Origin of the sequence: Yersinia sp. 2545 StPb PI (assembly GCF_052217125.1) — a bacterium.
Lineage (GTDB): Bacteria > Pseudomonadota > Gammaproteobacteria > Enterobacterales > Enterobacteriaceae > Yersinia > Yersinia enterocolitica_E.
In genome coordinates, this window is record NZ_JAZGPY010000001.1 from 684,197 (window position 1) to 704,087 (window position 19,891).

A 19,891-nucleotide genomic window follows, 5' to 3' on the forward strand; every position below is an offset into this window, starting at 1 on the left:
AATTAAATTGACGCTTTAAGATTTTTGTTATAAAAAATTGAACATAAAAATATTATATTATTCATTAAGTTAGTTTGATCTATTGGTTTTGTATTGACAGGGTTTATCAGTTTTTCACCCCGTTAGATATTGGCTTTGTTTTCTCCCACACCCCGCAATCACTCTCTCGCGACAGGAAGTCACGCGTATTTCTTGTCCGTTTTGGCCTCGGCCGCTTTACAGGGAAAGGACAGGATATGTCAGCTATAGAACCGCAGGAAAACCGGCAGACCGGAATACTGAATACCATCGAGCGTATCGGTAATGCGATGCCAGATATCACTATGTTATTTATTTATGCATTGGGTGTGTGCTGGGCGCTCTCCTTTGCATTGTCATTTATCAATTTCGACTATTACCACCCTCTGACGGGTGATCAGATTAAAGTGACTAATATGTTGGCACCCGTTGAGTTGGTGACCTTTATTACCACTATGGTCAAAAATTTTATCAACTTCCCACCACTGGCTATCACTATTGTGGCGACGTTAGGGATCGGGGTTGCTGAGGGCAGTGGCTTTATTCAGGTGATGCTGAAAAAGATGCTTAACGTCACGCCACAACGAATTTTGACACCCGCAGTAATATTTATCGGGGTGGTGAGTCACGTCGCATCTGACTCGGCGTATGTTATTTTGATGCCAGTGTCTGCCATGATGTTCTATGCCAGTGGTCGCCATCCGTTGGCGGGCATCGCCGCCGCTTTCGCGGGTTTGGCCGGCGGATTTTCTGCCAGTTACACGCCATCGATTATCGATCCGATCATGCAGGGCTTCACCCAAGGTGCGGCACATATAATTGACCCGAGTTATAACGTCAATGTGTTGTGTAACTATTTCCTGAGCTTTGGCAGTACCTTTGCGGTGATTTTGGTGTGTTGGTTTATTACCGAGAAAATTGTTGAGCCACGTCTGGTTAAGTCGATACCATTAAATGACGATCTCAGCGTGCTCCACAACAGTGATGAACTGCAAAAAGTGACAGCTCAAGAGAGTAAAGCGTTTAAAAAAGCCGGGTTGACCATGTTGTTGATGCTGATTGGCCTGGCGGCTGCGCTTTACCCGGAAAATTCCTTATTGCGCTCGCCCGAGGGCAGCCTGACCCGCCCTGATGCACCGATTATGCAGGCGATAGTACCCTTGTTGTTCTTTATGTTTGCCATTCCCGGGCTGATTTATGGCTTTAGTGCCGGTACCTTCAAAAGCACCAAAGACGTTACCAGCAGCATGGAAAATATTACCCGTTCATTGGTTTCGTTTTTAGTGTTCAGCTTCTTCTGCGCCCAGTTTCTTTATTCATTCAGCCATTCCAATATCGGCACGTTGTTGGCAATCTCTGGGGCGGATTTCCTGCGCACCCTGGCAATGCCAGCCGGTTTCACTATTCTTGGGGTGATTCTGCTGTCTTGCGCCTTAGATATTATTATCACATCGGCTTCATCCAAATGGTCGATTCTGGCACCGGTATTAGTCCCGATGTTGATGGCAGTCGGTATCTCCCCTGAACTGACCCAGGCCAGTTTCCGTGTTAGCTCAACGGTGAATATCTCGACACCGATGTTTGCCTTCTATCCGTTGATCATTATGTATTGCCGTCAGTATTGCTCTAAAACCGGGGTTGGGACGCTTTGTGCCATGATGTTGCCTTATACTCTTGGGCTGACCATTGTATTAACCCTGATGCTATATCTGTTCTGGGGGTTGGGTATCCCGCTAGGATTCCAGAGTGGGTATACCTATCCGGCTGGCAGTTAATCCCCTGTTTACCTGCAATGCTGATGATATGAATTAAGTCTATAAGGAATAAGAAATGACAATGGCACTCTCAGAACAACTGACCCAACGCTTCTTCCGCTATCTGGCGGTGAGCAGCCAGAGTGATGGCGCGTCAATGACGCTACCCAGCACGGTCGGGCAGCATAAGATGGCGCAAATGTTAGCAGAAGAACTGCGCCAGTTAGGATTGGAAGATATCGTCATTGATGCCTATGCGACGGTAACTGCCCGTAAACCCGGCAACCAACCCGCCGCACCACGAATTGGTTTCATTACACACATTGATACCGTTGATGTTGGTTTATCGCCTGATATCCACCCGCAGCGGTTGCGCTTTACCGGCAGTGATCTCTGCCTGAATCCTGAACAGGGTATCTATCTGCGCACATCAGAGCACCCGGAAATCCTTCGTTACCAAGATGAAGAAATTATTTTTGGTGATGGCACCAGCGTGTTGGGGGCGGATAATAAAGCGGCGGTCACGGTGGTGATGACGCTGTTGGAGAACCTGAGTGCCGATGATTGCCATGGGGATATCGTGGTGGCATTTGTGCCGGATGAGGAGATTGGTTTGCGCGGTGCCAAAGCGTTGGATCTGGCACGGTTTGATGTTGATTTCGCCTACACGATTGATTGTTGCGAACTGGGGGAGGTGGTATTTGAGAACTTTAACGCCGCCTCAGCCGAAATTGATATTGTTGGGGTAACGGCTCATCCTATGTCTGCCAAAAATGTGCTGATCAACCCTATCCGCGTAGCTTATGACATTATCAGTCAGTTCGACCCACAGGAAACACCGGAACATACTGAAGGGCGGGAAGGGTATGTCTGGTTTACTGATGTGGTTGCCAACCCCAATCACGCCAAACTGAAGATTGCGATTCGCGATTTTGATAATGCGTTATTCGAGGCACGCAAACAGCGAATTGGTGAGGTGGTTACACAGATTGCAGCGAAGTATCCACGAGCGAAAATCAGCCATTCAGTCACCGACGTTTACAGCAATATCAGCAACTCGATAGGTGAAGATACCCAGGCGATTGATTTGATTTTCTCTGCCATGGCCGCGTTGGATATTGAACCTAAGGTGATCCCAATGCGTGGCGGCACCGATGGTGCAGCGTTATCGACTCAGGGGTTATTGACACCAAACTATTTCACCGGAGCCCATAACTTCCATTCACCGTTTGAATTTTTGCCAATTAGCTCCTTTGTAAAATCGTATGAGTTAACCCGAACTATCTGCTTGTTTGCCGCTAAATAGCTTATCAGGGGAGGGGGTATATAGCCCCCTTCCTCAATGTAAACCCCGCTATTACCTTAATCTAATGCCTCTTCCTGCACTTCTAACACATGGTATGCGGTTGAGCAGAACAGTGAATTCAAACGTTTCATATCACCTAATAGCCCCATGTGCAGACTGCTGGTTTCAATACTCTGCACATTTTGTTGATGCAGGCGTTCAACGTGAGAGTGAGAATAGCGGCGATTTAATAAACGGAAACGATGCTTGGCACGACGTAGGCGTTTGGCGTTATTGATATCGCGGGATAAAAACACCGACATTCCTAAATCCAGATTGGCTACCAGACGGGTGTGCAGGGTATTTAACTCTTCAAACCCCTCGGCCGAAAATGGCTTACGAGCATTGAGTGACTTGGCTGCCACATCAGCAGTCATGCGGCCAATAATATCGCCGGCTTGTTGCAGATTAACCGCCGTATCAATAATTTCAGCCCAACGACGGGAATCAATCTCACCCAACTCATCCTGCTGTATTTGCGCTAAATAGAGTTTAATGGCGCTATACAGCATGTCGACTTCATCTTCCAACAAACTGACTTCATGCTTTTGCTGTTTATTCCCCTCCAGTACTTCTTTAAACCGCACGAGCATCTGCTCCAGCACATCACCCATTCGCAGGGTTTCCCGCACTGCGTTTGCTAAGGCTAACGAAGGAGTATCGATGGCGGTAATATCAAGGTAGCGCGGGGCCGAGGGTTGTAGGGTAGTTTGGTCATCGCTGACTAATCGGCTACAGATACGAGTCATCACTCCAACAAATGGCAGCATCAACAAGCAGCGCAGCAGGTTATAGAATACGTGGAAGTAAATGACGACTTCGGCGGCGGGCAAATTACGGCTAATGAGCCATTGCCCTAACATATTGACCCAAGGGAGGACTAAAATACAGCCGATCACTTTAAACAGTAGGCTGCCCAGCACCACTTGTCGGGAGATGGCATTCTGCCCACGGCTGCTGATCAGTGCCAGCAAACCACTGCCCAGATTAGAGCCAATCACAATACAGAGAGCGATATTTAGTGGAACTAAACCGGTAGCGGCCAGTGTGGCGGTCAGCAATACTGCGGCCAGACTGGAATAACTGATCATGGCGAACAGTGCGCCAATCAATAATGCCAGAATGGTATCACCGGTCAGAGATGAAAAAATGGCTTGCACGGCGGTTGCTTGCGTAATCGGCCCGGCGGCAGTGACAATCAGTTGCAGTGCCAGAATAATCAACCCGAGACCGATGCCTACCCGCCCCATCTGACCAATCCGACTTTTGCGCTGACCGAGGAAAACAATAACCCCACCCAGGATTAGCAACGGTGAGAGCCAGGAGAGATCAAATGTCAGCACCCGCGCCATCAGCGCCGTCCCGACATCTGCCCCTAACATAATTACTAAGGCCGGCGACAAGGAGATAAGCCCCTGCGATACAAATGAGATAACCAGTAACGCGGTAGCATTACTGCTCTGTACTAGCGCCGTGACACCAATACCGGCGATAAAAGCCGTGGGTTTTTTCTGAATACTGGCGCTCAGAACCCGGCGCAGATCGGCACCATAAACACGCATGATACCGGTGCGAACAATGTGTGTTCCCCACACCAGCAGGGCGACAGAAGAAAGCAGATGAAGCAGAGTCAGCATAGTTAATCTCAGTTGTGGCAAGACCCATATCGTTGAACTGCCTCAACGACGGTTGAACACACCTGAAAAGGCGGGTGGGCCTGGCTCTGTGTAAGTTAGATCCTATTTAAGTCTGTACAGTTTGAGGTTACGGCCATTTGACGATAAAACGGCCCGTTGATGGATGTTGCAGTGTTTTAACAGGGTTACCTTGTGGTGCAGGGCGACCGACATCTACACGCGGGTGAGTTAGGGGTAGATGTAAGGTCATTCCCCAGATAAAGGGGACTTGCAAGACGATATCGACACTAAACATGCCCCATTATAGCAATTTTTGCTGCCAATGACGTCAGTTGTGGGTTTTGGTAACAATACAGTGCGGCCAAGGTGCGGTTTGCCATCTGGTGGCGTGCGCTCTCTTGACCGCTTTTATGCTGTTACCCAGCCACCCGCAGCCAGGCAAATAGCAGCGCCACCATAATCACAACCACAGCCGTGGCAATCACTAAACGTTCAGCAAATAGACGTCGCATCGGTAAACTCCTCAGGCAAAACTGTAGCGTTCTGAATGATACTTCGACATAGGAACACCGATTTCATTCAGTGCAGACTCGATAGCATCCATCATGACATTGGGGCCACATATAAAATACTCGTGACTGGCATAGGGAGGGGGCAAGTGCCGTTTGAACACCTCGGCATCAATGAATCCTTTTTCCCCTGTCCAGTCTGGCGCGGGGTTCGACAACACATGAACCACGACCAAATTAAGCCGTGATTTTAATGCTTCTAACTCTTCACGAAAGGTGATCGATTCCCAATCTTTGCTGCCATAAAGTAGCAGGGCTGGCCGTTGGTCACCGCGATCAGCCAGTGTTCGCAACATACTCATCATTGGCGTTATCCCAACACCACCGGCGACCAGAACATGCATGTCTGCCGGATTTCCTAATGTGAATGCTCCATAGGGACCATCCAAATAGACCCGTTGCCCGATGGGGACTTTAGGTATGTTAGAGGTAAAATCCCCCAGATTGCGGATCGACATTTCCACGCGCCCGTCACTCACCTGTGCGCTGGATGAAAAAGAGAACGGATGGGCGGTAATGTTAAACGGGCTACCCCAAATGGTTAACCAACCGAACTGTCCGGGAGTGAAACGAAAACCGTCATGGCCATCGGGCATCATTACTAAGGTGGCGGTATCACCCCGTTCCTGCCGTACTGCTACCACGCGATAGGGGCGTCGCAATATAAACAGCGGTTTGACTATCCGCACATACAGTAGCAAACCAAACCAAAATAGAATCAGGCCAACCCAAAGTGCTCTTTTTAATGGGTCGTCGAGGTAAAACCCCCAGCCAACCATATGCATGACCCCGGCAACAACCGCCACTACGGCCAGAATAATGTGAGATAAATGCCAGATTTCATAGCGTATTTTTAGTTGAACTCGCCACAATGCGGTAATAACCAAAGCAATTAATGCATAGGTTGATAGGGCGGCAAAACGGGCTCGCCACGGCGCGTCGAAGGAGTTTAGTAGTGCCAATAACTCTGGACGAACAACAAACAGGATTAAGGGATGTGCGATAACCAGCCCGACTGCAATCAAAGAGATTCGGCGGTGGAAGTGATAGATAATATCCTCACCCCAAGGTTCGGTGACATAACGAAAACGGGCAGTCAGACCAAATTGTAGCCCCATTATTGCCAATCCGGCATAACCAAGGGCAATCGAAAACTCCGTCCAGAAATCTCGAGCTGGGGGTAATGTACCGGTTAATAATGCCAACAGAGGGGCCAGAATAAAAAAAAGGTATATCCCAACCCAAATGACACTACGCACAGCATAAGTCGACATATTGCTCACACCAGAATTATGAATAACATGCCAATAAGTATACTAAGCGAAACATAAGATAACCATTTATAAACATCACCATAACAATCTTTGCCATCATATTCCTACAGAGATTATTATTGGGTGAGATGACTCAATCTGCCAGATAATCGCATGTGAACATTAGTTTTTACGCGATAAATAGAGAAAAAATTTTAATCTATAATGATTACCTCTGTCAGCTTTTCCATCTTTTTCAACTCATCACTGCGGGCAGCGGCTAAGTTTTTGTGTGCAGCGACCTCGCATTCGCTTCGTTCTGCTGTACTGATGTTAACCGATGAGACATTTTGGGGCCCGCAGGGGAATATCGTTGAAAGCGTTTGCGGCCACTCTGCTTTTAAACAACTGTATGGTGTGTCGTTCTTCGAATACTGGTGGCAACCACAGACTCGCTCTCCTGAATATGATTTTCACACCGGGATGTCGGCGGTGGAAAACCTGGCTCTGGTACGTAGCTATCATTTCCCAGACCATGCCACCGTTGTTGATATTGCGGGAGGGTTAGGCGGATTGCTGCTAAAAGTATTACAGGCTAATACGACACTGCACGGTATTTTGTTCGATCAAGCTCCGGTGCTGGAAAGACATCGTCTTGGTGAACTGGGGGATGACTCAAGATGGAGGCTCCAGCCTGGCAGTTTCTTCGAATCATGTCCTCCGGCAGATTTTTACTTATTAAAATATATCACTCATGACTGGCCGGATGAAAAGACAACACTAATACTCCATAATTGTCGTAAGGCCATGCTTCCTAATGGAAAAGTCCTCATTATGGATACCATTATTCCTGAAGGTAATATCCCTCACTTCGGGAAAAATATAGATCTGCTCTTGATGGGGAGCTTTGACGGTGGGAGAGAACGCCCCGAAGCTGAGCTGAAAGTGATACTCGCCGGAGCCGATCTGAAACTAAACCGCATCATAAATACCGGCAGTTACGTATCGATAATAGAGGCTGTTGCGCGTTGAATATAGACCTATAAGCCTGACATTCGCCCATTTTTAGTGCTGATAAGAATAGGCGGATGAGCAGCTCTATCTACCTTGGGCAAGAGAACTGGTGGCATTGGCGTAGAAAATTCATAATTTCTCCATAATATAATCAGGTCATGATAAACATATTTAATTTGGTAACTATATTAAGCAAATACAATATCTTACGATTTTTTCTTCTGTGTATTAATCCTGCCAAATGTATCTAAGCGATCTATTAATCCTGTCAATTTATCAGAAGCTTGATGACGGAACCTGTTCATCGTATGCATAGATGGGTATCATTCCGACATTAGTAATGCAAATCATTAGCGTTAGCGTTAGCACTCAAGGATATTTACATCCCCACTTTTCAGGAGAGAAAATGCAATTACGTCTAGCTTTATTTTCGTCATTACTGGCCGCAACTGTTGCGATGACAGGGTGTGATGATTCATCTGCCGCGCCAGAAGAATCAGCCAAAATCAGTATTGAGCATGCGCAAGGAACCACTCAGGTTCCACTAAACCCGCAAAAAGTCATCATACTGAACCCATCCGTGCTCGATACTGCCGATGCCCTGAACATTAAGGTGGCAGGTGTCCCGCAAACCAGTACTCATCTACCCGCATTTTTATCCAAATACAGCGGCACTGAATACCTGAATGCTGGCACATTATTCGAACCCGATTACGAGGCGTTAAGTCAGGCTAAACCTGACCTGATCATTGCCGGTGGCCGTGCTCATGATGCTTATGACAAACTTAGCGCTATCGCACCGACTATCGCACTTGATGTCGATACCAAGCACTTTACCCAGAGTCTGACTCAGCGTACTGAGCAACTGGCCTCTATCTTTGGTAAAGAAGAAGAAGCGAAGGCACTGCTGGGCAAATTCTCATCTCAGATAAACGAGATAAAGCAAAAATCAGCTAATGCCGGATCAGCCATGGTAGTGATGGTCAGCGGCGGGAAAATGTCGGCCTACACGCCGGGTTCCCGTTTCGGTTTTGTGTTTGATGAGTTAGGTTTCACCCCTGCGGCCACTTTCGAACAAACGGGTAGTCATGGGAATGTAGTGACCTCTGAATTCATTCTCAATGCTAATCCTGAGTGGTTGTTTGTACTGGATAGAGACAATGCCATTGGGCGTACTGAAGGCCAATCGGCACAACAGATTCTTGATAACCCACTGATCCATAAAACCAAAGCATGGCAGAATGATCAGGTTATCTATCTCGACTCTTCCTCGCTCTATATTGCCGGTGGCGTACAGAGTTATACAAAACTGATGGATAAGGTCAGTGCTGTGTTGGATAAATCAGCGCCAGCGCAGTAATTCTCACTGATGAAGAATCTTAGCTTTCTAGTTGGCCTGGTTATTTTACTGGGCCTGATGATCTGTAGCCTGTTTATCGGTGCCGGCCATGTCACTTTTGCCGATGTCTGGTCGGATCCCGATATGCGCGACATCTTTATACTTAGCCGGGTGCCACGAACGTTGGCATTAGTCCTTGCTGGCAGCGCCATGAGTGTTGCTGGCCTCATCATGCAGATGCTGACGCAGAACCGTTTTGTCGAACCTTCTATTGCGGGTACGACCCAGTCCGCCAGCCTTGGTTTATTGTTGGTCATGGTTTTCAGTCCATCAGCTCCGGTGATGGTGAAAATGTTGGTGGCTACGGTATTCGCGATGGGGGGGACGGCACTTTTTATGATGTTGTTGGCGCGAATGCGGATGAAATCAGCGCTGATGGTGCCGCTGACCGGCATTATGCTGGGGGCGGTATTTAGTGCAGTAACAACCTTTGTGGCGATGGAGTTTGATCTCCTGCAATCGTTGGGCAGTTGGGAGTCTGGTGATTTCTCGGGTGTCTTGCAGGGTCGCTATGAGTTGTTGTGGATAGTGGGAGCCTTAACGCTGATTGCCTGCCTAATCGCTGATCGTTTTACCGTGGCAGGCATGGGGCGGGATTTCTCGGTCAATGTTGGGCTAAATTATCAACGCGTTATGCTGACGGGAATGTCTATTATAGCCATCATCAGCGGCGTGGTTGTGGTCGTGATTGGCGTGCTTCCTTTTCTCGGTTTGATTGTACCCAATATTGTCAGTATGGCGATGGGAGATAACCTGCGCCGAACCATACCTTGGGTGAGTCTTTGTGGCGGTGGTCTGGTCGTGTTATGCGATATTATTGGTCGATTAATTAGCTACCCATTTGAAATCCCTGCCAGCGTTATTCTGGGCGCGATTGGTGCACTGGTTTTCCTATTATTAATTGTTAGGACAAAACGCCATGCAGGTTAATGAGTATTCATCAAAAGGGAATTGGCTTCAGGGCGCAAATCGGGCATTAAGCATACCGGCAAAGCGGTTGTTACTGTTGAGCATTATTGCAGTCGCTGCGATTGTCATCTTCATGACAATTAATCTGGGAAGCAACATCCAGTATATTCTGGTGCATCGCGGTCTTATTCTAGCCACCATGCTGTTGGTGGCCTTTGCTGCGGGAGTTGCTACTGTCTTATTCCAAACAGTAACCAATAACCGTATTTTGACGCCATCAGTGATGGGATTAGAAGCACTGTTTATTCTCATCCAGACCATGTTGGTGTTTTTTGTTGATGCCAATGGTTTCAGAGTGCTAGGTATTACGGGGAAATTTCTCTGTGAGTCGGCACTGCTGTTATTGTTCTCGGTGTTTCTTTACCGTTGGTTACTGACCGGTGTGGGGATCAATCTGCATAAGGTGCTGCTGGTTGGCTTGGTTTGTGGCACGTTGTTCCGCAGTCTATCGAGCCTGATGCAACGTCTTCTTTCGCCGGGGGAGTTTGCCATATTGCAGGGGAGGGTGTTTGCCACCTTTACCCGAGCGCCAGCAGAGATTATTGCCGTTTCTACGGGGATAGTTGTGATTGTGGGCCTTATTGTTTGGCGCATGCGCCATTGTCTCGATATTATCGCCCTTGGTCGAAATACCGCAATTAATCTCGGCGTTGCCTATCAGAAAAAGATAACCACTATTTTGCTGCTGGTCTCGCTGTTGGTCGCCATCTCTACAGCACTGGTGGGGCCGCTGACATTTTTAGGTTTGCTTATCGCTAATTTGGCTTATCCAATTGTTGGTTCATTCCGCCATCAATATTTGCTACCCGGTGTTTTTCTGCTGGGAACCATTACATTGGTTGGTGGGCAATTGATTTTGGAGCGCTTACTGAATATGTCTGGGACATTATCGGTGGTTATTGAGTTTGTCGGTGGTGCGCTGTTTATTTATCTTTTAATAAAAAAGGCTCCGGTATGATTGAAATTAATGACATTAATAAAAAATACCAGGATACAGCGGTTCTCAATAATATAAATGAGAGCATTCCTTCTGGTGGTGTTACTTCAATCATTGGACCAAACGGTGCTGGCAAATCTACGTTATTGTCGATTATGAGCCGATTGCTGGCGCCTGATATTGGTAGTGTGCTGTTTAATGGTTTGGATGTGGCGAAAACCTCTGGCGATAAACTGGCGACTATTTTGTCAGTCTTACGTCAGGAAAATCACTTCACCAGCCGCCTGACTGTAGCAGATTTGGTTGGCTTCGGGCGCTATCCCTATTCAAAAGGGCGGCTCAACGAAAATGACCGTCAGTATATTGATGCTGCGATGGAGTTTCTTAATCTGGTGCCGCTGAAGGATCGCTATCTTGATGAGCTTTCGGGGGGGCAACGGCAACGCGCCTATGTAGCAATGGTGCTTTGTCAGGATACAAAATATATCCTGCTGGATGAGCCATTAAATAATTTAGATATGAAACATTGCGTTGCGATGATGAAACAATTGCGGCGTGCCGCAGATGAATTGCACAAAACCATTATTCTCGTTATCCACGATATCAATTTTGCTTCTGCGTATTCTGACCACATTATTGCGATGAAGAATGGTGAGGTTATTTATCGAGGGGCACCCGCAGAGATTATGCAGCCCGATATTCTTGAAGAGATTTTCGATATAAAAATCCGTATCGAAAAAGTACAAGATCAGCATATCGCGGTCTATTATCGTTAAGGTGAAAAACGGGCGTAACTATATATTTACGCCCGTTTTTATCCCGTGATTAGAACAACACAGAGTAGTTCACACCAAAGGTACGGCCACGTCCTTTATAGGTATAGAGATCAGGTGCTCCGTAGGTGGGGCTATACAGAATTGGTGCGCGCTGGCCCCAAACGGTGGTGTACTCTTTATCCAGCAGGTTTTCGATGCTGAAGCTGATTTTACCCACTGGCAAGGTGTAGCTGCTCAGGAAATCAATCGTGTTATAACCATCAAGTTTACGGCCTTTACTGTCTGACACATCGAAGGTCTGCTGGGATTGTACCCGCAGGTTCCAATCACCCGGAGCCCAACCAACATAAGCGGTGGCTTTTGACGGACTGGCGGTATCAACAGTGAGTTTCTGCCACTTGCCGTCAGTTTTGGTCTCAGATTTAATCAGGTTAAATGTTGCTCCGGTACTCCATTCGCTGTCTTCGAAGAAATAATCCGCTGCGCCTTCAACCCCGTAGATCCGGCGTTTGTCCGGCAACACACTGATGGTCATGTCTGTTTTGTTGATGGCAATAGTTTGGTCAGACAGTGAGTAGTAACCGGCGATTTGAGTGCGCAGGTTATCACCCGTATAGCGCCAGCCCAATTCATAAGCATTAACCTTAATACCCTCCAGCTTGGAGTCATTTACGTTGACGCTTTTTTGCAGTTGGTAGTGGCCGTTGACCAACTGATAGGTCCCGGAGCCGTAATATTTCGCCAGATCGGGGATCTCAAACCCTTGAGAGAAGTTGAACCACGTCTGCTGGTTTTGTGCCAGATGCGCCAGCAAACCGGCATTGAACAGGACGTTGTTGTAATCCGTTTTCCCGCCTGGCACTGCATCTGCGGAGGTCGCGCTGCCGTTAGCAATAGCTTGTTGTTGCGCATAGCCGACGAAATCATCGACCTTGTTCTCGGTGTATTGATAACGCACGCCACCACTCAGGGTAAAGATGGGGTTGATGTCATAGCTGGTTTGCAGGAACGGCGCGAGATTGGTGGTGGTGTAACTTGGGTAACGGCCAACATTGTAGGCATTTTGTAAGGTCATCCCGCCAGACTGCTGTGCCAGTGCCAGATTGAAGAACTGCTGGTTGGCGTTGAAGCTTTCATGCTCCGCGTCGACACCATAAGTCAGCGTGAGGCTGTCGATGGGTTTACTGTTTAGCGTCAGTTTACCGCCGTAAAAGTCGGTTTTCTGCTGTGATGCACCAATACTGGTTACCGCAGTACCTGCTTTGTTCAGGGTTGGGAACGGATAAAAGGTCAATGATTCATCACGGTAAAACACCTGTGCCACCAAATCCTGACCCCAGAAGTCGGTATTGGAGTATTGCAGGTTGATGAGATGGCGCTCAGTGCCCGGAATACGATCTGAGTTCAGATTGCCGCTGTTAGATGCCTGGCCGGTACCCGTCACTGCCGAGAAGTTTTCCCCCAGATATAATCCGTGTTTGCCATCGGATTCGCTGTTGAAATACTGGGTGGTTAACTGCAATTGCTGATGGTCATCAATGTTGAAGGTACCTGTGCCCATCACATCAAGGCGACCGGAATATTGCAGGCCGGTCTGGGTATTATCGATCAACACCTCATCGCCTTTACCGTCATACCAGCCGCCATAACGTTGATAGGAAACAGAAAAACGACCGAATGCTTGCTCATTCCCGCCGCTCACCGCAGCCCCGATATTCTCATCGTGATCGTTATGGCTGTTAAAACCGGTTTTGCCGCCAACTTGTAGTTCGACCTGTTTTTCTGCCTGACCTTTTTTGGTCACAATATTGATCAAGCCGCCAGTGCTACCCCCACCGTAAAGCGAAGTGGCACCGGAGATAACTTCTATATGCCCAATATTAAACGGATCTATGGAGTCAAGCTGACGGCTGTCGCTGCGTGAAGAGTTCAGGCGCACGCCATCGATCATCACCATCATTGAGCGGCCACGCATATTCATGCCGTAGTTGGTCCGGCCCTGACTGCTAACATCCATGCCAGGAATCAATTGCGCCAAAATATCTTTGATTTCCTTGCCAGCTTGAACTTGTTGTTCGAGTTCCTGACCTTCAATCACCCAGGTGGTTTGTGCCATTTCGGCCACGCTGCGGTGTGAGCGGCTGGCAGAAACCACCATTTGATCTTCTGCCCATGCTGCGGGCGCGAGCATAGCTAACAGGCACGGATTTAATACCCAGAGGTGTCTGCGTTTCATTGTTATTCTCTTTTTCCCATATTGGAGGTTATGTTAAAAATTAAAGTTGGTTTAACGATTGTTTTAAACCCAAACTCATTGGAGTTGCAGGTAGGCAGCCTGCAAACACATCCCGATGAGCTTACTCAAGTAAGTGATTTGCGCGCGCACGTGCAGCTAACCCCCCTGCGGTTTCAAGGACGAGGGGATCTGTGCGGGGAATAACGGCCGGCGGCTGGCTGCGCCATTGGATCACCGCTGGGGTGGATGTTAAATCGAACTGTTCACGACCTAAAACCCGGTTGAGAATACGCGCCGATCGCCAAGCCATCAGGCTGAGCTGCGGTTCTGCAATGCCGTGGCTATGCATACCGGCGTTGACTGCAAATAAGCAGTTATCGTGTGGGCCGCGCCAATCGAGGGTGAAGTCGGGAGCCACGCGGTATTGATAATCGGCAGTGGTCATCAGGCGGCTGGCCAGTGGTTTAAGGAATGCCGGACGTTCCTGTTGATAACCGGTCGCGAAGATAGTCACGTCGCTGTCAAAGGTTTCTTTGCCCTGATCGAGATGGTGATGGGTGACTAATTGGTAACCGTTACCTTGCGGATGCATCGCTGTCAGTGAGCGGCTAGGGAGCAGGCGCGCCCAAGGCTTTTCACGTAACACCTCAAACTGATGGTACATAGCACGGTAAATAGCCAGTAGCGACTCACTGGTAATGCCGTCAGACGTCATCTTCTGTTCAGCCAGCATATGTTGCTTGGCGTTGTCGTTCAGAGTATAGAAACCGTCAACGTATTCCGGGGTGAAGTACTCATTGGCAAAAGCGGCTTCATCCAGTGCGTTGTAATTATTCCGGCGTGAAATCCAATCTAACTGTTTCGGTTGGCCCCACTCTGCGCGGAAGATGTTGAGGAACAGGTCAGCTCCACTCTGACCACCACCGACTATGGTGACACGTTTACCGGCCAGATCGGGATTGCGCAGTGCCATTTCACTGGCATGGAAACAGCGATCGTTTTGCTCGCCGACACATTCCGGTAACTTGATACGTTTGCCGATCCCCAGACAAACATGGCGTGCATGGTAGACATTGCGTGTTGTGGTCACGACAAAATGGCGCTGCTGGTCGTCAAAATCCACACTCTGAATATCCTGGCTGAACTCTAGCGAGCTCAACCCATGGGCAGCCCAACTGAGGTAGTCTGCAAACTCTTCCCGTGAAACCGTTCGGTGTTCAGTCGTCAGGAATCGATAGAATTTCTTCCTTTGGACTAAGTAGTTAAGGAAGCTATAGGGATTGGTTGGCGACACCGCACTGACCAAATCTTTCAAAAAGCTGGTCTGCATGTGGCAATCAGGCACCATCATGCCGGGATGCCAGGTAAAGTGCGATTTACGCTCAAAGAATTTGCTGTTAAAGCCGGAAACTTCGCTGCCGAGGGCGGCAATACTGAGGTTAAATGGGCCTATGCCAATGCCGATGAAATCTAAAGTTTGATTCATTGGGCTAGCTCCTTGGTGACCAAATAAAGAGGGTTATCCAGATCCTGCAAGTAATTTGGCAACATTCGACTGCCACCATCCTGCTCTGAATAGGTGAGTTTCACCGGGTTGAGGACTACACGAATAATTTGTGGTTTAAACAAATCAAATAGGGAGAAACGCTCTGCCATGTCTGGATGCTGTGCCATGTAGCGCTGCAGTACCTGTGCCAGCAGTTGATAGAATTGGTGTTCATTGATGCCACACACATGCATCAGTGGTGAGATAAATCTCAGCACGGTGACGAAATGCCCGGTCTGTAGGTCATGTATCAGGTAGTCGGCAGATAAGCGTGCGGTGACGGCTTTCACGACACTGGGCAGTGAGGCCGCTTGCGGGAACTCTTTATCAACCAGGCGCATATCGCCCTGGAAGTCTTTCAATAGCACACGTTGTGGAATGTGGTCTTTCATCACCAAAGTGATGTTTTGGCCGTGGGCAATCAGTGCCACACCGTAACAACACATCAGGTGGTACATTGGCACCACGACCACCCGAAACATCTGTGCTAACCAGGCTTCGGCACTCAGCCCCGAACGTGCAATATAGGCGGCAATCAACGGATGCCCCTGATTATCGGTTTCCATCAGTGTGGCCATCAAAATTGCCTGTTCGCCCGGTTGTAAATAGCAGGACGGATTTTCTCGCCAAATCACGCCAAGCATTTCCTGATAGCGATAGGGCGCTTTACTCAAGGTGGCATAGGTCTGGTGCATCATATAACCGGCAGCGGGTTCTCCGAGGATCTCAGCACCGCTTGCTCGTAGCGTAGGGTCTTGTGCAAAGACTTGCTGTAACCAATGCGAAGCCGCAGGACCTGCGCTGATATATTTACCGGGGATGCCGCGATAACAAGAGGTGTTGTAGATGGTCAGTGGCAATTTGATATCAAATGGTACGCGGCGACTGACATTCGTTAAGGTACGTAATGATTGTTGCGCCAGATAGTGGTCACCAAACTCACCCAGTTCGATCAATTCACCTTCGGCTAATTGTGGCAGGAAGTGCAGGGCGATTTTTTGCTGCCACTGCCATGGGTGTAAGGGCACCGGTACCCAGTCGTCATTCAACGCGAGCTGCTGCCAGTGGCGCTCAAATCGCTGGCGTTCCGAGCTATCCATCGCACTGTCGAGCAGCCTGTCCAACGGGAATTGTGCATCCGCGCACCAGACAAAACTGCCACGTTTGGCGGCGACCCAATGCAGGCGGAACTGCCCTTGATATTCTGGCGCGTAGTGATGCAGGGCGGTTAGACCCCAGCCACGGCGGCCTTTGTTGAAGATAAATTTTGGGTGGCCAGCCAGCAGACATTGTAGTGCATCAGCATCAAGGGCAATCAGATCTTCGGCACTCATGCCCTGACGGGCAGAGAGTAACTGCATGTCTGCGCGCAGCGTGGCATAGAGGTCTTCCAGGTGTTCAGCAACCTGTGCATCGTCCATCTGCAACACTTGCGCCAGTTGGCGTAGCATATGGTCAGCGGTCAGCGGCACTCCTTCGCAGTGCAATGAGGCGGGGTCAATATGCAACCAGCCCCAGATACCCCGTTCGGCACTAAAGCGATAAACCGCGCCCGGTAAGGTGATGATCCATGCCTGGCCTGCTGGCGCGGCACACAGGGTGCGTTCATATTCCAGTTCAGCCAGGATCTTGGCGATCATCTGACGGTTAACGCGCTGCCAGTTGGCGTAATTGTCAGTGGTCATACCGTACCCTCTTGGAAGAAATCTGCGCGCTGATTCACTATCAGCCGCGAGCGTTTATGCGGGAAATCAAACTCTTTCAAGGTGTGGTAGCCCGCGGCAGGCAGGTGGCGGAACAGGCGCTGGTTATCGGCGCGTGGCTCAGCTACTACCCGGGTTGTGCGTGGTTCATCCAGATACAGATAGTGTGTCAGGCCACGTAACCAACTGCGGATGTATTGCGCTCCTCGCCAGCGCTCTTCACCTACCAGCATGTGTAGTCCACGATCAAAAGGCTGCCAACGGTAATGGCGACCAATCCGGTCTTCTGCTGCCCAATAAACTTCGAAATAACCAAAAGGTTGATCGTCAAAGCAACCCAAGAGCGGATAGCAATAATGCGAATCCAACTGACGTTGCAGATACGCTGCCTGAACCTCAAGCGGGCCACTCATTTCCCAAAAAGCATCTACGCGCGGCGAGTTCATCCAGCGGGTAAACTGCTCTGTGTCGCGATCAATTTCCGGTAAGCGGAAGCTCAGGGTATGTTTAATGTGCGGATCGAAACGGCGATAAACTTCGCCGTTAGGGCGCGCAGCACGTTGTGGGAACCAGATATCTCGCTCGGCGTCATACTGCATCTGATCAGTCGCCCGATGGCGTTCCGCTCCCAGCCACAGTGGTAGTTGATAAAATAGATCCCGTGCCAGATAGTCGCCATAGCTCAAGGCAAACACGGCCTGTGCTTGCGGCTCTTCCCGCCACTCTGCATAGGGCAACGCAATACCGGTTAATTGCGGTGCAGCAACGAACAACTGATCCAATGCCGGTACCAGCCAGCCTGGTGGCAATGGTCCGGGTGAGTGCAATACCGCGCTGCCGTCCAACCCTAAGCTGAGGGTCAGATTTTTTTCCAACTGTTCACAGCGAAAACTGCCTGCGGAGTGCATCAACTTAGCTTGTGGCATCATTGGGCAACTCCCAGGCGCTCTTGGTGAGGGAAACGAAATGGGTTTGCGAAATCAAAGTAGATAACTGCCGGATCAACGATGGTATTTTCATTGTGGTCATGCAGATAACAGAAGAAATTACCCTTGCAGTTCCAATGCGTGCTATCGAGTACGTAATCTAAACAAAGGGTATTTTTAGCCGTAGCCCGCAGGTTATGGAGTGCGTCGCGCACCCGCATCATCAGATTCTCTTCGCTGTCGAAACCGGTAGCCGCTAATGCGGCGGTTACTGCCAGACTGGAGTTGACTAGCAAGTAATAGGGGAAATAGCGCAGTAGTTGTTGTTCAGTGAAGCGGTTTTCCGCTCCGGCTTCGCCAATTTCTTCCAGCCACGGTGTGGCATCTTGGGTAAAGCCGCTGCCCTGACAGTCGCGATACAACATACCGATCGGCAAGTCTTGTTGCATTTCTACCAGAATGTTTTGCTGATGGGCTAATAGCACCAAACCGTAATCAGCTTCGGTGCTGAACAGTGGTAATAAGACCTGTTGGCAATAGGCATCCAGCCAGCAGTGGGTGGCCTGGCGTAACGGAAGATTTAGACGCGCCGCCAAACGGCGCACTGCGGCAACCAGCAAACTGTCGCCTCCATCTGGCGCGGCCTGAGTTAAGGTGACCAGCACATTGGTTTGAGCATCTGGCTGGCTGAACAACAGGTTGTCGCGTAGCACCATCAGACTCTCCTCTTGCACCGTGCCATCAGCGGAACATAAACCGGCCCAACCGTCCTCCTGCATGACCCTGAAGGTTGGATAGCGCGTTTGTAGTGCTTGCCAGCGCGGGGTTTGAGCCAAGCGGGCCAAGCGAATTCCACGTTTAACTTCTTTTACCGATAGCGTACGTACCGAGTTGGTCAGGCGGACACTGAGGGAAAACTTGATCATGTCGCGATTTGATGGGCTATACAGCGAACGCGAGGAACTGGTCGGCAGCCAGCGTTCACCTGCTTCACCCAAGTCTTGCAGTGCTTTCAGTTGTACCAACTGCTGACACCACTCCTGGGACAACAGGTGATCAGCCTGCCAGGGGTGCATCGGCAGCAGCCAAATATCATCGGTAAAGTGTGCCAGTAGCTGTGGTGCACTCACGCTGGCAAAACGTTGCAGACGTTGTTGCAGTGTCAGGGTGAGACTCTCACCGCACAAAAAGCGTTTATCCACGGCAAACCAGCGTAGTGGAAAACGAGCGGCAAAGTCTGGCAGATAGCGATGGGCCTCTTTCTCATTGAAGGGTTCATGGGATTTTGGCGCGGGATGGAAGGCATGACCGACCAATAAGCCTTGCTCAGCCTGAGCAAAATTGAGTGGCTTATCACGCAGTGACGGCCAATCCAGACGAATATTGATAGCCTGTTGGGTGTTGTCATGACTTTCCAGAACCCGCTGGCGGAAACGTGTAACCACCTCATCTGACAGGTCACCTTTTACTGCGGGTTTATCCAACAACAAGGTCACCAACTGTTCCATGCCAAGTGCCGTACCCGCACCATCGTCCTGCTGATATAGATAGGCTGGGAACAGATAGTGATGATGTTGTGTTGGGGATATATGGCGTAAAGCAATACGAATAGCTTGTGACGATGAAAGAGGGATATGGAGCTGTGGATAGGGTTGATTGTTTGCTGTCGGAAGGATTTGCCAGTCCCGGGTTTCACGCATCAATGCGTTGAGGAAACATTGCGCAGCCACATCGGTTGTCGCGGTTTCTAACTGGATAGTCATTATTCCATGCCACTCTTGATTCAATTGAGAATCATTCTTATATCAA

At 49.2% G+C, this 19,891-nt stretch carries 15 protein-coding genes; 7 read left to right on the forward strand and 8 right to left on the reverse strand.

The window, feature by feature from the left end:
* The first annotated feature begins 236 nt into the window (after positions 1 to 236).
* Both V1955_RS02945 and pepT read left to right on the forward strand, forming a co-directional pair.
* Positions 237 to 1,793 (forward strand): AbgT family transporter, encoded by a 1,557-nt coding sequence (locus V1955_RS02945; RefSeq protein WP_442820500.1) that lies wholly within the window; start codon positions 237 to 239, stop codon positions 1,791 to 1,793.
* Positions 1,794 to 1,848: 55 nt separating this feature from the next.
* The gene (gene pepT, locus V1955_RS02950) at positions 1,849 to 3,078 is read left to right on the forward strand and encodes a peptidase T (protein WP_083162513.1); all 1,230 of its coding nucleotides are present in this window, start codon (positions 1,849 to 1,851) and stop codon (positions 3,076 to 3,078) included.
* Positions 3,079 to 3,134: 56 nt separating this feature from the next.
* Here the strand turns inward: pepT and V1955_RS02955 are convergent, their stop codons facing one another.
* The 3 genes from V1955_RS02955 to V1955_RS02965 all read right to left on the reverse strand — a co-directional run bounded on the left by V1955_RS02955 (position 3,135) and on the right by V1955_RS02965 (position 6,597).
* Positions 3,135 to 4,754: a Na/Pi cotransporter family protein gene (locus tag V1955_RS02955; protein ID WP_083162515.1), complete on the reverse strand. Its 1,620-nt coding sequence runs from the start codon at positions 4,752 to 4,754 to the stop codon at positions 3,135 to 3,137.
* A gap of 127 nt (positions 4,755 to 4,881) precedes the next feature.
* Positions 4,882 to 5,049 carry a hypothetical protein gene (locus V1955_RS02960; protein WP_193784775.1) on the reverse strand — a complete coding sequence of 56 codons (168 nt, stop codon included), beginning with the start codon at positions 5,047 to 5,049 and terminating at the stop codon, positions 4,882 to 4,884.
* A gap of 228 nt (positions 5,050 to 5,277) precedes the next feature.
* Positions 5,278 to 6,597 carry a ferredoxin reductase family protein gene (locus V1955_RS02965; RefSeq protein ID WP_083162517.1) on the reverse strand — a complete coding sequence of 440 codons (1,320 nt, stop codon included), beginning with the start codon at positions 6,595 to 6,597 and terminating at the stop codon, positions 5,278 to 5,280.
* Positions 6,598 to 6,801: 204 nt separating this feature from the next.
* Between V1955_RS02965 and V1955_RS02970 the strand changes: the two genes are divergently transcribed.
* The 5 genes from V1955_RS02970 to V1955_RS02990 all read left to right on the forward strand — a co-directional run bounded on the left by V1955_RS02970 (position 6,802) and on the right by V1955_RS02990 (position 11,671).
* Positions 6,802 to 7,608, forward strand: coding sequence for a methyltransferase (locus tag V1955_RS02970; RefSeq protein ID WP_442820501.1), 807 nt, complete (start codon positions 6,802 to 6,804; stop codon positions 7,606 to 7,608).
* 388 nt (positions 7,609 to 7,996) lie between these two features.
* Positions 7,997 to 8,950 carry a siderophore ABC transporter substrate-binding protein gene (locus tag V1955_RS02975; RefSeq protein ID WP_083162521.1) on the forward strand — a complete coding sequence of 318 codons (954 nt, stop codon included), beginning with the start codon at positions 7,997 to 7,999 and terminating at the stop codon, positions 8,948 to 8,950.
* A gap of 9 nt (positions 8,951 to 8,959) precedes the next feature.
* Positions 8,960 to 9,919, forward strand: coding sequence for an ABC transporter permease (locus V1955_RS02980; protein WP_083162523.1), 960 nt, complete (start codon positions 8,960 to 8,962; stop codon positions 9,917 to 9,919).
* A complete protein-coding gene (locus V1955_RS02985; RefSeq protein WP_083162525.1) occupies positions 9,909 to 10,916 on the forward strand; it encodes an iron chelate uptake ABC transporter family permease subunit in 1,008 nt (335 codons plus the stop codon). Before V1955_RS02980 ends, V1955_RS02985 begins: the two co-directional genes overlap by 11 nt.
* Complete coding sequence (locus V1955_RS02990) at positions 10,913 to 11,671, forward strand: iron ABC transporter ATP-binding protein (protein WP_083162527.1); 759 nt, start codon at positions 10,913 to 10,915, stop codon at positions 11,669 to 11,671. The genes V1955_RS02985 and V1955_RS02990 overlap by 4 nt, the downstream gene beginning before the upstream one ends.
* Before the next feature lie 49 nt (positions 11,672 to 11,720).
* Here the strand turns inward: V1955_RS02990 and V1955_RS02995 are convergent, their stop codons facing one another.
* From V1955_RS02995 to V1955_RS03015, 5 genes are all read right to left on the reverse strand, one after another.
* Positions 11,721 to 13,907, reverse strand: a complete 2,187-nt coding sequence (locus V1955_RS02995; RefSeq protein ID WP_420073623.1) for a TonB-dependent siderophore receptor — start codon at positions 13,905 to 13,907, stop codon at positions 11,721 to 11,723.
* Positions 13,908 to 14,028: 121 nt separating this feature from the next.
* Positions 14,029 to 15,393, reverse strand: coding sequence for a lysine N(6)-hydroxylase/L-ornithine N(5)-oxygenase family protein (locus V1955_RS03000; RefSeq protein ID WP_083162531.1), 1,365 nt, complete (start codon positions 15,391 to 15,393; stop codon positions 14,029 to 14,031).
* Positions 15,390 to 17,138 carry an aerobactin synthase IucC gene (gene iucC / locus V1955_RS03005; RefSeq protein WP_420073624.1) on the reverse strand — a complete coding sequence of 583 codons (1,749 nt, stop codon included), beginning with the start codon at positions 17,136 to 17,138 and terminating at the stop codon, positions 15,390 to 15,392. Before iucC ends, V1955_RS03000 begins: the two co-directional genes overlap by 4 nt.
* Positions 17,135 to 18,085: a GNAT family N-acetyltransferase gene (locus V1955_RS03010; protein ID WP_083162535.1), complete on the reverse strand. Its 951-nt coding sequence runs from the start codon at positions 18,083 to 18,085 to the stop codon at positions 17,135 to 17,137. The genes iucC and V1955_RS03010 overlap by 4 nt, the downstream gene beginning before the upstream one ends.
* Positions 18,082 to 19,845 (reverse strand): IucA/IucC family protein, encoded by a 1,764-nt coding sequence (locus V1955_RS03015; protein ID WP_442820502.1) that lies wholly within the window; start codon positions 19,843 to 19,845, stop codon positions 18,082 to 18,084. The genes V1955_RS03010 and V1955_RS03015 overlap by 4 nt, the downstream gene beginning before the upstream one ends.
* Between the last annotated feature and the right edge of the window lie 46 nt (positions 19,846 to 19,891).